Origin of the sequence: Roseibium sp. SCP15, from assembly GCF_040329435.1 — a bacterium.
GTDB lineage: Bacteria > Pseudomonadota > Alphaproteobacteria > Rhizobiales > Stappiaceae > Roseibium.
The window spans coordinates 737120-749938 of the sequence record NZ_JBDZYI010000001.1 but is presented as its reverse complement, the minus strand read 5'-3'; the positions used below and the strand labels follow the sequence as shown (position 1 = coordinate 749938).

The 12819-nt window shown below is 56.3% G+C and carries 15 protein-coding genes and 1 riboswitch; of the genes, 7 read left to right on the top strand and 8 right to left on the bottom strand.

Translation table 11 applies throughout. The features are described 5' to 3' along the window. Positions 1 to 107 precede the first annotated feature (107 nt). On the top strand, positions 108 to 989 hold the full coding sequence (locus ABLO27_RS03435) for a LysR family transcriptional regulator (protein WP_353030439.1): 882 nt from the start codon (positions 108 to 110) through the stop codon (positions 987 to 989). A 90-nt stretch (positions 990 to 1079) separates the two neighbouring features. On the opposite strand, the gene ABLO27_RS03430 is transcribed toward ABLO27_RS03435, so the two are convergent. The 5 genes from ABLO27_RS03430 to ABLO27_RS03410 all read right to left on the bottom strand — a co-directional run bounded on the left by ABLO27_RS03430 (position 1080) and on the right by ABLO27_RS03410 (position 4463). Continuing rightward, positions 1080 to 1685: a thiamine phosphate synthase gene (locus ABLO27_RS03430; protein WP_353030438.1), complete on the bottom strand. Its 606-nt coding sequence runs from the start codon at positions 1683 to 1685 to the stop codon at positions 1080 to 1082. After that, on the bottom strand, positions 1682 to 2455 hold the full coding sequence (locus tag ABLO27_RS03425; protein ID WP_353030437.1) for a thiazole synthase: 774 nt from the start codon (positions 2453 to 2455) through the stop codon (positions 1682 to 1684). Before ABLO27_RS03425 ends, ABLO27_RS03430 begins: the two co-directional genes overlap by 4 nt. 5 nt (positions 2456 to 2460) lie before the next feature. Further along, positions 2461 to 2658 carry a sulfur carrier protein ThiS gene (gene thiS / locus ABLO27_RS03420; protein WP_353030436.1) on the bottom strand — a complete coding sequence of 66 codons (198 nt, stop codon included), beginning with the start codon at positions 2656 to 2658 and terminating at the stop codon, positions 2461 to 2463. Beyond that, positions 2642 to 3619, bottom strand: a complete 978-nt coding sequence (gene thiO, locus ABLO27_RS03415) for a glycine oxidase ThiO (protein ID WP_353030435.1) — start codon at positions 3617 to 3619, stop codon at positions 2642 to 2644. Before thiO ends, thiS begins: the two co-directional genes overlap by 17 nt. Positions 3620 to 3751: 132 nt before the next feature. Further along, a riboswitch (TPP riboswitch) is annotated at positions 3752 to 3877 on the bottom strand. A 61-nt stretch (positions 3878 to 3938) separates the two neighbouring features. After that, complete coding sequence (locus tag ABLO27_RS03410) at positions 3939 to 4463, bottom strand: DNA topology modulation protein FlaR (RefSeq protein ID WP_353030433.1); 525 nt, start codon at positions 4461 to 4463, stop codon at positions 3939 to 3941. Between the two features lie 144 nt (positions 4464 to 4607). Between ABLO27_RS03410 and ABLO27_RS03405 the strand changes: the two genes are divergently transcribed. Further along, positions 4608 to 5543, top strand: a complete 936-nt coding sequence (locus tag ABLO27_RS03405; protein ID WP_353030432.1) for a pirin family protein — start codon at positions 4608 to 4610, stop codon at positions 5541 to 5543. On the opposite strand, the gene ABLO27_RS03400 is transcribed toward ABLO27_RS03405, so the two are convergent. Next, positions 5512 to 6489, bottom strand: a complete 978-nt coding sequence (locus tag ABLO27_RS03400; RefSeq protein ID WP_353030431.1) for a DUF6030 family protein — start codon at positions 6487 to 6489, stop codon at positions 5512 to 5514. The two genes, ABLO27_RS03405 and ABLO27_RS03400, sit on opposite strands and share 32 nt — an antisense overlap. 160 nt (positions 6490 to 6649) lie before the next feature. On the opposite strand from ABLO27_RS03400, the gene ABLO27_RS03395 reads away from it, so the two are divergent. Together ABLO27_RS03395 and ABLO27_RS03390 are read left to right on the top strand one after the other, a co-directional pair. Continuing rightward, on the top strand, positions 6650 to 7357 hold the full coding sequence (locus ABLO27_RS03395) for a class II aldolase/adducin family protein (RefSeq protein ID WP_353030430.1): 708 nt from the start codon (positions 6650 to 6652) through the stop codon (positions 7355 to 7357). 1 nt (position 7358) lies between these two features. Continuing rightward, the gene (locus ABLO27_RS03390) at positions 7359 to 8252 is read left to right on the top strand and encodes an ROK family protein (protein WP_353030429.1); all 894 of its coding nucleotides are present in this window, start codon (positions 7359 to 7361) and stop codon (positions 8250 to 8252) included. A 3-nt stretch (positions 8253 to 8255) separates the two neighbouring features. Here ABLO27_RS03390 and ABLO27_RS03385 read toward each other — a convergent pair whose 3' ends face one another. After that, on the bottom strand, positions 8256 to 9260 hold the full coding sequence (locus tag ABLO27_RS03385; protein WP_353030427.1) for a DMT family transporter: 1005 nt from the start codon (positions 9258 to 9260) through the stop codon (positions 8256 to 8258). A gap of 241 nt (positions 9261 to 9501) precedes the next feature. On the opposite strand from ABLO27_RS03385, the gene ABLO27_RS03380 reads away from it, so the two are divergent. Next, positions 9502 to 10080 carry a MarR family winged helix-turn-helix transcriptional regulator gene (locus ABLO27_RS03380; protein ID WP_353030426.1) on the top strand — a complete coding sequence of 193 codons (579 nt, stop codon included), beginning with the start codon at positions 9502 to 9504 and terminating at the stop codon, positions 10078 to 10080. 39 nt (positions 10081 to 10119) lie between these two features. Here ABLO27_RS03380 and ABLO27_RS03375 read toward each other — a convergent pair whose 3' ends face one another. After that, on the bottom strand, positions 10120 to 10986 hold the full coding sequence (locus ABLO27_RS03375) for a LysR family transcriptional regulator (RefSeq protein ID WP_353030425.1): 867 nt from the start codon (positions 10984 to 10986) through the stop codon (positions 10120 to 10122). 95 nt (positions 10987 to 11081) lie between these two features. Between ABLO27_RS03375 and tmpA the strand changes: the two genes are divergently transcribed. Continuing rightward, complete coding sequence (tmpA, locus tag ABLO27_RS03370) at positions 11082 to 12224, top strand: 2-trimethylaminoethylphosphonate dioxygenase (RefSeq protein WP_353030424.1); 1143 nt, start codon at positions 11082 to 11084, stop codon at positions 12222 to 12224. Further along, positions 12221 to 12811, top strand: a complete 591-nt coding sequence (gene tmpB / locus ABLO27_RS03365; protein WP_353030422.1) for a (R)-1-hydroxy-2-trimethylaminoethylphosphonate oxygenase — start codon at positions 12221 to 12223, stop codon at positions 12809 to 12811. Before tmpA ends, tmpB begins: the two co-directional genes overlap by 4 nt. The last annotated feature ends 8 nt before the right edge of the window (positions 12812 to 12819 follow it).

Below are 12819 nucleotides of genomic sequence, written 5' to 3'. Positions count from 1 at the left end.
GCCAAGAAAGTGCCTGTTAGCGAAGCTTCGCCCGCCAAAAAGCAATGACAAGTGTGACCGGGTGATCCCTTCGACCGCCGGGAAAGTAACATGGGAAGTGAATGGAAATGAACTGGGATGATATCCGCATCTTCCTGAGCATCGCGCGCACGGGACAGATCCTTGCGGCCGCGCGGAGGCTCGGACTGAACCATGCAACAGTTGCGCGTCGCCTGACTGCACTTGAAGAAAGCCTGGGCGTCCGGCTGTTCGACCGATCGACATCAGGCTGTCTCCTGACCGCGGCCGGGACGCGGTTCTTCGATCGCGCGGAAAGAATGGAGGCCGAAGCGGTTGCCGCCGAAGCTGACCTTGGTGGCGACACGCCGGAAATTTCCGGCACTGTTCGTATCGGTGCGCCGGACGGGTTCGGTGTTGCCTATCTCGCTCCCCGGCTCGGCAAGCTCTCGGAAAAACATCCGGGTCTCAAGGTGCAGCTGGTTCCGGTGCCCAGATCGTTCTCACTCTCAAGAAGAGAGGCCGACATTGCCGTTACCATCGACCGCCCGGAAACGGGCCGCCTGGTTGCAGGAAAACTCGTTGACTATGCCCTTGGTCTTTATGCTTCCAAGGATTACCTCAAGGAACACGGAACCCCACAGTCACCCAGCGACCTAAACGCGCACGATCTTATCGATTACGTTGAGGACCTGCTCTACTCCCCTTCCCTGAACTACAGCGCGGACTTTACAAAGAACTGGTCAGCCCGGTTTGAGATCGCTTCTGCGCTTGGACAGACCGAAGCCGTTCGCGCAGGTGCAGGCATCGGCATCTTGCACGATTTTATCGCGCGCGGAGACAGTGCATTGGTTGAAGTTTTGCCAGACATCAAACTCCGGCGGGCCTACTGGATGGTCACCCATGAAAGCTCCCGCCCCTTGCGCCACGTCGCTGCCGTACAAGACTTTCTCCGCGATCAAGTCGCGCGCGATAAAATCATTTTCGGCTAGGAACGCATTTTTTGTCTCGAAGATTTCCTGCACACGGATTGTCCTGATCAAGCCGTTCAGTTCGTGAGAAATACAAGCGGATTGGTTTCTCTAACGCCACTTCTGCGTAACTGAAATCCACTCTTGTGTCCTTGCCTCGGGATCCGGATTCAAGGTGATGTCCGTCACGACGGCAGCACTGTCCGCGCCGTTCTCGAACACGCCCTCAAGACGTTCAGGATTAAGTCCACCGATCGCCACAAGCGGCAAACCACCAATCTGCTGCTTCCACCTGCCGATCTTTTCGATGCCCTGCGGCGCCCATTTCATCTTCTTCAAAATGGTCGGATAAACCGGGCCCAGCGCCACGTAGTCCGGGTCAACTGAGAGCGCTGTATCCAGTTCTTCGCCGTCATGTGTTGAAACACCCAGGCGCATCCCCGCGTTTCTGATGGCGCCAACGTCAGCCTCCGCCAGATCTTCCTGGCCGAGATGGACAAAGTCGCAGCCCTCATCAATGGCGAGCTGCCAGTAATCGTTGATGATCAATTGGCAACCGTGCTCTTGGCAGATTGTCTTTGATGCTGCGATTTCCTTACGGAGCAACGCTTCCGGTTTGTCCTTGATGCGCAATTGCACCAACTTGACGCCAAGTGGGATCAGCCGACCGATCCACTCGGAACTATCCACGATCAGATAAAACGGGTCGAGTTTCATTCAAATACTGCCATGCCAATTACGGGAGTTGAGGGAACGGCCATGTCACGCGGCTCCAGTGGCTGTGCTTCGAAGGCCTGATACCCCGCCTCGACCGCCTTTGAAAAAGCTTCCGCCATGGCAACAGGATCACCGGCCTTTGCGACGGCTGTATTCAAGAGAGCCGCATCAAATCCGAATTCCATGACCTGGGCAGCGTGAGACGGGCGACCAAGGCCTGCATCAACAACAAGCGGAATGCCTGGGAAATGAGCTCGATAGGCTCTAAGTGCATCCGGATTGACTGGCCCGCGTGCAGACCCGATCGGTGCACACCAGGGCATCAACACCTGGCATCCTGCTTCCAGCAGCCTTTCACCGACAACGATGTCATCCGTGGTGTAAGGAAAAACCTTGAAACCGTCTTCGCTTAGAATTCCTGCAGCCTCCACCAAACCAAATACATCCGGTTGCAAGCTGTCATGGTGGCCAATTACCTCCAGTTTGATCCAATCTGTTCCGAACAGCTCCCGTGCCATCTTTGCTGTGGTCACGGCCTCTTTTACAGAATGACACCCGGCAGTGTTGGGAAGCACGCGCACATTCAGCTCGCGGATCAGATCCCAGAACTTGCCGCCAGCACCGGTTCCCGCAGCTTCGCGGCGAAGGGAGACAGTCAGTATTTCAGCACCAGATCGCTTTGCGGCATCTGACAGGATCTTCGGAGACGGATATTGCGCTGTTCCCAGAAGCAAGCGGGAAGAAATCTCTTCGCCGTAAAATTCAAGCATGGCCCTCACCCTCCCTGCATGGGAGACAGGATCTCGATCCGATCCCCTTCAAGAAGCTCGCAGCCGGCACGCTCTTCAGCCGAAACTAGCTCGCTGTTGCGTGCAGTTGCGAGAAAATCGTGTTCGTAGGCCAGTTCATCCAGAAGCCCCGAGAGGGTCGAACTGGTCACCTCCTGCTCTTCGCCATTAATGATGAGTTTCAAGGGTTATCTCCTTGGAGGATTGGAACAGGGTTTCGGCTGCCTGCGCCGCAAAGTGTGGCGCCAGCAGGAAACCGTGCCGGTAGAAGCCATTCAGGCTCAGAACCCGGCCGTCAAAGCTGATGCGCGGCAGATTATCGGCATACGCCGGGCGAACGCCAACGCCTGTCTCAATGATCTTGGCTTCAGCGAAAGCAGGATGAAGGCTGTAGGCAGCGTTCAGCAGCTCCATGGTGGAGCGAACGCTGACCGGGCCGTCGTCGGCGCTCTCGATCATTGTCGCCCCGACCATGAAGTGATTATTTTCCCGGGGGACGACATAGACCGGGATGCGTGGATGGAGCATTCGAACCGGCCTGGACAACGTGACCTCGGGCGCGTGCAGGATCAGCATTTCTCCGCGTACCGCCCTGAGGTTCTTTTCCTTTGACGCCATCCCAATGCAGTTGGCGACAAAGTCCGCGTCCACACTTGGCTCTTCTGACCCGAATATTGTTCTGACGCCCAATCTGGAAACTGTTTCTTCAAGCTCGACCAGAGCCCTGCGTGGATCAAGGTGAGCTTCTTTCGGGAAGAACAGACCTTTGGAAAATCTCCTCTCAAGGTCAGGCTCAAGTGCGGTTATCCCACCCCCGTCCAGCCACTCATAGCCACCTGTTCGCCCTGCAAAGCGATTGAGTTCCGCGGTGTCACGAGGTGGGGCAACCACCAGCGTTCCGTGATGTGAAACCGTGCCAGGCAACGCATTCGCCCACCAGTCGACCGAGCTTTTTCCGTAAACGAGAACGTCTTCCTCGGCATTTTCACGCTCGCACCACGGCGCCAGCATGCCGCCTGCGAGCCAGGAAGCGCTGCCGGACAAGTTTTCCCCGACCTCAAACAAGGTGACTTCGGCACCCCGTTTGCGAAGTTCGAATGCCAGCGACAGGCCGGCAACTCCTGCCCCTCGGATCAGGACCCTCATATCCTCGCACCTGCGTCTGAGACACCTTGCACGACGTTTCACTCCAGCAAGACCGGCGAAGGGCCTTGCATTCTTGTACATCAGGCTGTCGGGGATGCGCTTGACGATATGCGCCGGCCAGTCGGTCCTCGCGCTTCATCAGGGCCACCATCCCTTCGCCAGCATGACCTGGATCAGGTTCTTCGGGTCCCTGCGCTGTGCGTATAACCGCACCCTGCAGCATCTCAGCCCCATGACGGGACACCCCGGGTGAGCCCTGTTTGTGCCGGTGGGATGCGCCTTCTGTCAAGGTATCTCAGCGTGTGTCCGGTCCCTGTGTTCAGGTTTCCGTCGTCAAGCCATCCAGAAAAGCACGTGTCTCCTTGAGACTGGAAAACTTCAGAACAGTCAAATGCGGCGGAGGAGCTGTGTAGATCCGCAGCAGCTTGGCACGTGCGCTGTGCCGGGTGCGCCAAATAAAATGAACGAACTCAACGGTTTGGCCGTTGAAACGCTCCGGACACCCTTCTGGTAGATCGGGTCGGTTCTGGCCGTAGTATTGAATTGAGCGTTTGAGAACTCGAAAAATCCGCAACCAGACCGGCACATCCAACCAGATGAAGGTGTCCGCCCGGTCAACCCTTTCAGCGTAAGTGCTCGAATGGCCACCTTCGAAGATCCAATCGCTCTTCATGTGAACCTGATGCGTAAGTGAATCCTTTTCCTGTCTCGGTCTTTCCACCCAACCCGGCAGCCAGTGAATGTGGTCCATGTTGTAGACAGGCAAGCCCGTCCGCTCACCAAGCTGGTGCGCAAGCGTGCTTTTGCCCGAGCCGGGGCCACCGACGATCATCACGCGTTTCATGAAACACCTTTTGGCGATTGAGGGCCCGCAGTTATACGCCCTTCTGATTGAAAGAAAAGATGGAAACAGACTGTTCAATGGACACTTACGAACCTGCGACCCTATCTATCCGGAAGACGCGCTTTTGACTGCAAGGAGAGGCAGATGAGCTGGCTGAACACCCCTGACCCTATCCCGGGCAATGCTGCAAGTTGCGATCCGATTGATACGATCATCGTTCCCCGGACATCGGACCTGGGCGGTTTCCATGTCCGCCGCGCTCTGCCGTCACCGCGACGGCGCATGATCGGCCCGTTCATCTTCTTCGATCAGATGGGACCAGCGGAGCTTCTTGTTGGTGGAGGTGTCGATGTTCGGCCACATCCTCACATCGGCCTCGCAACGGTGACTTATCTGTTTGAGGGCGAAATGTATCACCGGGACAGTCTTGGAACGGAAATCGCAATCTCGCCAGGTGCGCTGAACTGGATGAGCGCAGGCAAAGGTATTGTTCACTCGGAGCGGGAACGCCCGGAGCGCAAGCAGGAGGCACGGCAACTGTTTGGCCTGCAAAGCTGGGTTGCCTTGCCGAAGCATCTGGAAGAAGGCGATCCGACTTTCCAGCACTTTGGAACCGAACAGCAACCAGAGTTTGCGGATAAAGGCGCTTCAGTGAAGCTGATTGCCGGAGATCTTTACGGCCACAAAGCGCCGGTGAAAACCGCTTCGGAAATGTTCTACGCCGATATTTCGTTGGAACCCGGGGCGAAGATCCCTCTTGATGCCGGCTGGGAAGAACGTGGCCTTTACACCATCTCCGGACAGATCTCGATTGCCGGACAGGCTTTCGATCCGGCGCAGTTGCTTGTCTTCAAGCCGGGTGACCATCTGGTGATCGAAAACCAGTCGCATGCTCCGGCACGGTTCGTCGTCCTGGGCGGTGAACCGATGGACGGAAGGCGTTACATCTGGTGGAATTTCGTATCTTCCTCGAAGGAGCGCATCAAACAGGCCAAGGAGGATTGGCGTCAGGGTCGCTTCGATACGGTACCGGGTGATGAAACGGAGTTCATTCCGCTGCCTGACCGTCCCGGTCCTTAGGATCGCCCATATTGCTCCAACCACTTTCCAATGGCGGCGCAACCTCAAAACGGTCGGCGGGCCGGATAAGGTCCGGTTCGCCGAAGTTCAGGATGATGTTCAGGCGCTGGTTTGCCAAAGGGTCTCCGGTCAGGTTTGGGTCTTCCGGTGCAACCGACAGCTGGACACCTCGGTACGTCGTTTCAAGCTGCCTGAAGTCTGCAATTGCCTGCCGAAAGCTATCGGGAACCGTCCAGCCATATCTGGCGGCGAGCGCATCAATCACCAGCCAGACCGCTTCCTGACCAATTTCCTTCTGGCGCGCGTCTTCGACCGCGAGCTTGAGACGCAGATAGTCGATCTTCTCCTCAGATGGTCCACGAAGGAGGAAAAACAGTGTGGTTGAACCAAAATCGACGCTTGGTGTCGTGAGTGGCACCAGATCAGACGCACATTGCCATCGCCCTCTTTGAAATGGCGCCTTGATCCACCCCTTATTCTCCAGCCCCAGGGCATGCAGCTCAGCGCATAGCTGATCCGGCTTGCCCAGAAAACCGCGCTTGAGTTTGGCATCCAGTTCCGGCGATTGGCTGAGCAGAGCCGTTTTTGCGCCTTCATCGAGCTGCACAAGCGGGTCGCCATAAGCCGGATCGTCTTCGACATGTTCGAGCGCCAGCTGCTTTTGGTGCCAATAAAATGTGCCAACGGCGAACCCTATTGCCAACAATGCCAGAGTTCCCCAGACGTAGAATGGAGTCACTGAAGGTCTTTGAGTGTCCTGATCCTGGGATTGTTCCGGCCTTTGCTGCGCCATCCTCAGGTCTGCACCGGCATCCTGATCAGCCCAGCGCGGCCCTGTTCCACGCACTGCTTCACGTTGCTGAACACCGTGATGGCGACTTTGCCTTCGTGCACCGGCACCAGCGTTCTGCCATAGCATCTTCAGCTTGTGCGCAAGTCCGGACATTCAACCTCTGTCAACGTTCCCCGCAATTGGGGCGTGTATTTTCGTTTTATCAGCGCAATGCCTTGAAAAGGCAACAGGAACACTGTCATTTAAGCGCCGGTCACGCGTCCCTGACCAGACCGCTTCCTTTTCCTCCAGATTTGAAGGCCCGACGCCTGACATGGCTTCCTTTCCCGACGACACGGCGGACCTGCGCCAAGACATCATCGAAACCGCCCGTGCCCTGCCCCGGCTTGGTCTCACCAAAGGCACCTCGGGCAATGTCAGTGCACGCACAAAATCCGGTTTTTTGGTGACGCCTTCCGGCACTCCCTATGAAGACCTGACACCGGACAGAATTGTCGCGCTCGATTTCGAAGGACGGTACCGCGGGGATATCCTTCCTTCTTCCGAGTGGCGCATGCATCTGGATTTCTATCTCGCCAAACCGGCTTGTGGCGCAGTCGTTCATTGCCACAGTCCCCGTGCCACTGCGCTCTCCTGCCACCGGCGTGGCATTCCGGCATTTCACTACATGGTTGCCCTGGCGGGCGGCGACCGGGTCGAATGCGCGGACTATGCAAGCTTCGGCACGCGCGCCCTATCAGAGGCAATGACTGCGGCGCTCGGAGAACGAAATGCCTGCCTCCTGGCCAATCACGGCCAGATCGCAGGTGGACCGAACCTGAAAAAGGCTTTATCGATTGCAGAAGGAGTTGAGGATCTGGCCGATCAGTACCTGTCCTCTCTGGTCCTGGGGGAACCGGTCATTCTGGACGCTGAGGAAATGGCCGACATTCTGAATAAATTCAAAAGCTACGGCAAACAGACCGACGAACTGGAAGACGGCCAGGCGGCTGCCTTCGAATTGCCGAAACGGGTGGACTGACATGCGATTGGGAATTGATTGGGGCGGAACGAAAATTGAGATCATCGCCCTTTCAGGTGAAGGTGAGGAACTGTTCCGGCAACGGGTCGATACGCCCCGGGATGACTATCAGGGGTGCCTCGCTGCGGTGAAGCACCTGGTCGATGCGGCGGAACAGGCAACCGGCCAGCATGGCACGCTTGGTCTTGGCATTCCCGGCTCCCTTTCTCCCAAGACGGGTGTCGTCAAGAACGCAAATTCAACCTGGATGAACGGCAAGCCACTCGACAAGGATTTGGAAGCGGTTCTCGGCCGTCCGGTGCGGATCCAGAACGACGCCAACTGCCTGGCGGTCTCAGAAGCAACAGATGGTGCCGGTGCCGGTGAACACGTGGTTCATGCGATCATCATCGGGACCGGATGCGGCTCGGGAATCGCGATTGATGCCACAGCCCATCTCGGAGCCAACGGTATTGGCGGTGAATGGGGAGCGATTACCGTTCCCTGGCTCAAGGCGGACGAGTTTCCGGGTCCGGACAGCTGGATCGGCCATAAAGGTGTCATTGACCGCTGGTGTTCCGGCACCGGTTTTCAACTTCACTACAAGGAGAAAACCGGCACCTTGCTGAAAGGGCACGAGATCATGGCGTTGAAGCGGTCAGGCGATACGATCGCAAACGAGGTTTACGAAGCCTATGTCAGCCGCCTCGCCCGGTGCCTTGCCATGTCCGCCAACCTACTTGACCCGGACGTCTTTGTTCTTGGTGGCGGCATGTCAAACATCGATGAGCTATATGAAGATCTTACTCCGGCGATGATGCCCTTCATCTTTTCCGACACGTTCGACACGCCAATCCGCAAAGCCGTTCACGGTGACAGCTCGGGCGTTCGCGGCGCTGCCTGGCTCTGGCACTGAAGGTCAAGCGCCCCTGCCTGCGCGGCGATTGCGTCCCAGCGTAACCAGCACAATCCCGGTGCCGACGAAGACCACTGCAGCAGTCTTCGCGGCATTGGGTACTTCGCCAAAGACAAAGAAACCAAGCCCCAGCCCGACAACCGCAGCCACGGACCCGATCTGACTGAGATAGACAGGTCCGGCCGTTTGCTGAAGGCGAAAGTAAAGACCGTATTGAAGCGCAAAGATCGCCGTTTGCGACAGGAGCAGCGCGCTGGCTTCCAGGGTCCAGTATTCGGGCAAAACCGGAAGACCCCAGACAGATGTGAACACGGCCAATGCAAGAAATCCGGTCGCCATCATCCCAAGAGCCAGGTCCACTGGTTTGACTCCCTCTGGCCATTTCAGCGTTCGGTAGATGTTGCCTGAAGCTAGAAAGACGGGGATGGACAGAGCAAAGACCGACCAGAGCGATGCATCAGCGGAAAGATTTGCGCCTGACATCGCCAGCAAAACACCACCAGCAAGACCAAACAGAACGCCAGCACCCATCAGGACCTGGAGGCGCTCAAGTCTCAAGAACACGGCAATGGCGTAGGTCAACACCAGCGGGAAGGCAAAACTGAGCGAAACAAATCCAGCCCCAACCTTGGGCGCGGCAACGACTGCGATCATGTTGGGTAAGATGAACAGAACCCCGCTGATAGCCAGATAAGCAATCAATCGTCTCCTCGGCGACGAACCTGCCTTCCGTTCACTTTGTCCGTCCGCCTTTGCGAAAAGACGCGTCACAAGGAACAAAGTGGCGGCACCGCCCAATATTGACCACTGCAGCAATGCAAGGGGATGCCAGCCGAAATCCGGCGCTGATTTCGCCAGAACCGTTGACACCGCCAGAAAGCTTCCAACGACCAGAAGAAGAACGACGGGTCTTTCAAAGGCCTTGATGACGCTGTCTTTCAGATTGGTCCTTTCCCGAGTCGTTGATTTTTTTCCGACCTCCGGCAAACCATTCAGCATATCCGCCATGGGACCGTCCTTTCTTGAAACGGAATTCGCTCGCTTGGAGCAGCTAACGGACAGATAGCATTTTTTATCTTTATATCAAGATACTTTATTTCAAGATTCTTGATGCATGTTGACATTTTCAATCTTTCAGACGAGTCTCGCCTTTCCAAAGCGATTGAAAGAACTGACTTTTCCGGATTTCTGTTTGCCGGTACGAGAAGCAGCGCTTTGGTCGCAACAAAAATGTTTCGGGAATTGAGTGATGGCAAAATCACCTGACGAGCTGACCAAACCTGCCACTCACCTGTTTGGAGATCCGGAAGACCTGCTTCTGGACCGGGCCGAACGCGCTCGGCGGCAGTGGCAAAAGGAAGTGCCGGAAGTCGCCGATAAACTAACCCCGATGGTGCTTCTCGGACGGCTTAATGAAGCTGCACAGGTGATGAGCCGGGACTACCTGGTGCCGGCCTACGCAGAAATCGGCCTCAAGATTGGAGAGTTCGACGTCCTGGCGACACTGGTCCGATCCGGTCCCCCCTATAAGCTGACGCCAACGGAGCTCTACCGGACTACCATGATGAGCTCAGGTGGCATGACTGCCCGATTGGACAAACTTGAAAAGGCCGGCCTGGTGGAACGCTGCCCGCACCCTGAAGATCGCAGGGCACTGACTGTTTGCCTGACACCAAAGGGTCTTGAGCTGGTGAAGGGCAAGATCCCCGACTATGTGGAGACCCAGCAGAAAGCTGTGTCCGGCCTGTCAGGTGAAGAACAGGATCAATTGTCCGCTCTGCTGGAGAAGCTCATTCGATCCGCCAACGATCCGCTCGCGCGCAAATAATCGCCTCCACCTCTCAAAGAAGACCCAGCGTCTATGTGTCTAAGCGCTGATTGCTTTCAGGCCCTGCTCCAGCAGGTTCCATTGCTGCCTCGAGACAGCATCCTTGGAAGCCAACAGCCAATAGGTCTCGTGATGGGGCAGACTGTCCGGCGAGACCCGCACCAACCGCCCTGATTTCAGATCGCTCGCACAAAGCGGCAACGACGCCAAAGCGACTCCAAATCCTGCTCTCGCTGCTGACAGCGCTGCTGCGAACGTATCGAAACGCAGATCGGGCAAAGGGGTCGAAGGAATGCCGAAGCGTGCAGACCATTCGTGCCATCCAGGGCGTGGCCCGACAAGTGCAATGCGCGGAAGGTCGGTCCAGAGTTCGGAGGATCTGGCAACATCCGGAGCAGCAACAGGGGCCAGCGCTTCGCTGTAGAGCGGCAATTTGTAGGTCACCGGCCAATCGCCTGTTCCATAGCGAATTTGTATCGTCCCGCTTTCCTGCGCAATTTCACCGGAAAGAACCATCGTTCTGAAGGACAATTGCGCGTCGATCTCTTCTCTGAGCTGTTCCAAACGCGGCAAAAGCCACAGTTCAATGATCGAGGAGCTGGCCGAGATCGTAAGCCGTTTCCTTGAGATGCCAAAAAGACCTTCGGAACTCTCACGCAGACTTTCAAGGGCGGAGCGAACGTGCGGAAGCCATGCTTCGCCTTCCACTGTCAATGCAATCTTCCGGGCCTGACGCAGAAAGAGTTGCGTATCCAGCCGTTTCTCCAGCTTGCCTATCCGCTGACTGATTGCCGATTGAGTCAATCCTGTCTCGTGGGCGGCCGCAGTAAAACTCCCGAGCCGCGCTGCAACTTCGAACGCCCTCACCCATTCCAGCGGCAAATTTTCGAATCTTGATTTATCCATTAGAAATTCGGACCCTTAGTGTCGCAATTCCTAATTTGATTTTATAGGAGGAACACATGATCCTGTCATGAACCAAATTGGAGAGGCTTTGGTAAATGATGGACGTAGCGATTTGCGACGACGGCAGTTTTGTCACGCTCAAGGGTGACCAGACCCAACATAGGTTTCACGCGATCTGGCTGCGCGACAACTCCTGGGATGCAGAAACGAGATCTCCTTCCAATGGACAACGTCTGATCGCGTTGCGGGACATCAGCCCGGATGTCAGCATCGCATCGGCTGAAATCAGTGGCGACACGTTGAAAGTGTCCTTCGCACCGGAAGGAAAGTCAGTCGATTTTTCCGTTTCCTGGCTGCTGGAGAACTCCTACGATCACTCTGCGCCTGCCGAAAAAGGCTGGCTATCACCGATGATCGAAGCCTGGAATGGTGAACTCAACAAGGCCGTGCCTTCAGCGGATTTTGGTGCCGTGAGCACAAACCCGGCCGCCAAGCATGCCTGGCTTGCCGATGTCGCCAGATACGGCTTCGGCAAACTTACCGGCGGGCCGGTTGAAGACCAGGCTCTCATGAAAGTAGTCGAGCTGTTCGGATTCGTGCGCGAAACAAATTACGGCCGCCACTTTGAGGTCCGGACCGAAGTCAATCCGACAAACCTGGCATTCACAGGACTTGGATTGCAGGCACATACCGACAACCCTTACCGGGATCCGGTTCCCTCCGTTCAGGTTCTTTATTGTCTTGAAAGCTCGGCTGCGGGCGGGGAAAACATGGTGGTCGACGGCTTCCGTGCAGCGTTGCGTTTGAAAGAAGAAAACCAGGAATGGTTTGAAGTTCTGAGCAAATATTGCGCTCGTTTCGAATATGCGGGAGAGGAAGGGGTCGTTCTGCGCTCACGCAGACCAATGATCGAGCTGGCGCCGGACGGAGAGCTGATTGCTGTTCGGTTCAACAACCGGTCAGCCGCCGCCATCACCGACGTCCCCTTCGAGGACATGGCGGCCTACTATGCTGCTTATCGCCGTCTCGGAGAAATCATCGATGATCCGGCAATGGAAGTAACCTTCAGGCTAGAACCTGGCGAATGCTTCGTCGTCGACAACACGCGCGTCCTGCATGCGCGAAAAGCATATTCCGGTACTGGAACCCGCTGGCTGCAGGGGTGTTATTCCGACAAGGACGGTCTTCTGTCCACACTCGCCTCCCTTCAGTCTACGACCTCCGAGGCAGCGGAATGAGCAAGCCGGATTTTTCCACGCTAACACGCGACAATATCGTCGCGTTCTTAGGTGACATCTTTGAGCGGTGTGGTGACGAGGAGTATCTCGGCGAACCCGTGACCATGGCTCAGCACATGCTGCAAGGCGCAACGATTGCGGAGCAGAACGGACTCGATGAAGAAATCATCGTCGGTGCGTTGCTCCACGATATCGGGCACTTCACCTCCGAGTTCGGAACCTTCACCATGGATGACACTGAGGACCGCTACCACGAAGAGGCCGGCGCCAAAGTCCTCAGCGCTTTCTTTCCATCCGTCATCGTCGATTGCGTGAAGTATCACGTTGCCGCAAAACGGTATCTGTGCGCGACGAAACCGGACTACTTCAAACGTCTGTCTGAAGCCTCGGTCCATTCGCTCAACCTGCAGGGTGGACCGATGAACGATGAAGAAGTGGCTAAGTTTGAGAAGAACCCGAACCTGAAGAAAATCATTCAGGTGCGCTATCTTGATGAAGCAGGCAAACAGGCGGACATGGAAACGCCGGACTTCTGGCACTTTGCCCCCATGGTCCAGCGTATTGTCGACAAGTACCAGGTTGCGTAAGTCTGACC

Excerpts from the sequence above, each read along its gene's own strand:
- ABLO27_RS03395 (WP_353030430.1), top strand. The coding sequence starts at position 6,650 with ATGGCTTCCTTTCCCGACGACACGGCGGACCTGCGCCAAGACATCATC.
- ABLO27_RS03400 (WP_353030431.1), bottom strand. The coding sequence starts at position 6,489 with ATGTCCGGACTTGCGCACAAGCTGAAGATGCTATGGCAGAACGCTGGT.
- ABLO27_RS03435 (WP_353030439.1), top strand. The coding sequence starts at position 108 with ATGAACTGGGATGATATCCGCATCTTCCTGAGCATCGCGCGCACGGGA.
- tmpA (WP_353030424.1), top strand. The coding sequence starts at position 11,082 with ATGATGGACGTAGCGATTTGCGACGACGGCAGTTTTGTCACGCTCAAG.
- tmpB (WP_353030422.1), top strand. The coding sequence starts at position 12,221 with ATGAGCAAGCCGGATTTTTCCACGCTAACACGCGACAATATCGTCGCG.
- ABLO27_RS03430 (WP_353030438.1), bottom strand. The coding sequence starts at position 1,685 with ATGAAACTCGACCCGTTTTATCTGATCGTGGATAGTTCCGAGTGGATC.
- ABLO27_RS03385 (WP_353030427.1), bottom strand. The coding sequence starts at position 9,260 with ATGGCGGATATGCTGAATGGTTTGCCGGAGGTCGGAAAAAAATCAACG.
- ABLO27_RS03390 (WP_353030429.1), top strand. The coding sequence starts at position 7,359 with ATGCGATTGGGAATTGATTGGGGCGGAACGAAAATTGAGATCATCGCC.
- ABLO27_RS03380 (WP_353030426.1), top strand. The coding sequence starts at position 9,502 with ATGGCAAAATCACCTGACGAGCTGACCAAACCTGCCACTCACCTGTTT.
- ABLO27_RS03410 (WP_353030433.1), bottom strand. The coding sequence starts at position 4,463 with ATGAAACGCGTGATGATCGTCGGTGGCCCCGGCTCGGGCAAAAGCACG.
- ABLO27_RS03375 (WP_353030425.1), bottom strand. The coding sequence starts at position 10,986 with ATGGATAAATCAAGATTCGAAAATTTGCCGCTGGAATGGGTGAGGGCG.
- ABLO27_RS03405 (WP_353030432.1), top strand. The coding sequence starts at position 4,608 with ATGAGCTGGCTGAACACCCCTGACCCTATCCCGGGCAATGCTGCAAGT.
- ABLO27_RS03425 (WP_353030437.1), bottom strand. The coding sequence starts at position 2,455 with ATGCTTGAATTTTACGGCGAAGAGATTTCTTCCCGCTTGCTTCTGGGA.
- thiO (WP_353030435.1), bottom strand. The coding sequence starts at position 3,619 with ATGAGGGTCCTGATCCGAGGGGCAGGAGTTGCCGGCCTGTCGCTGGCA.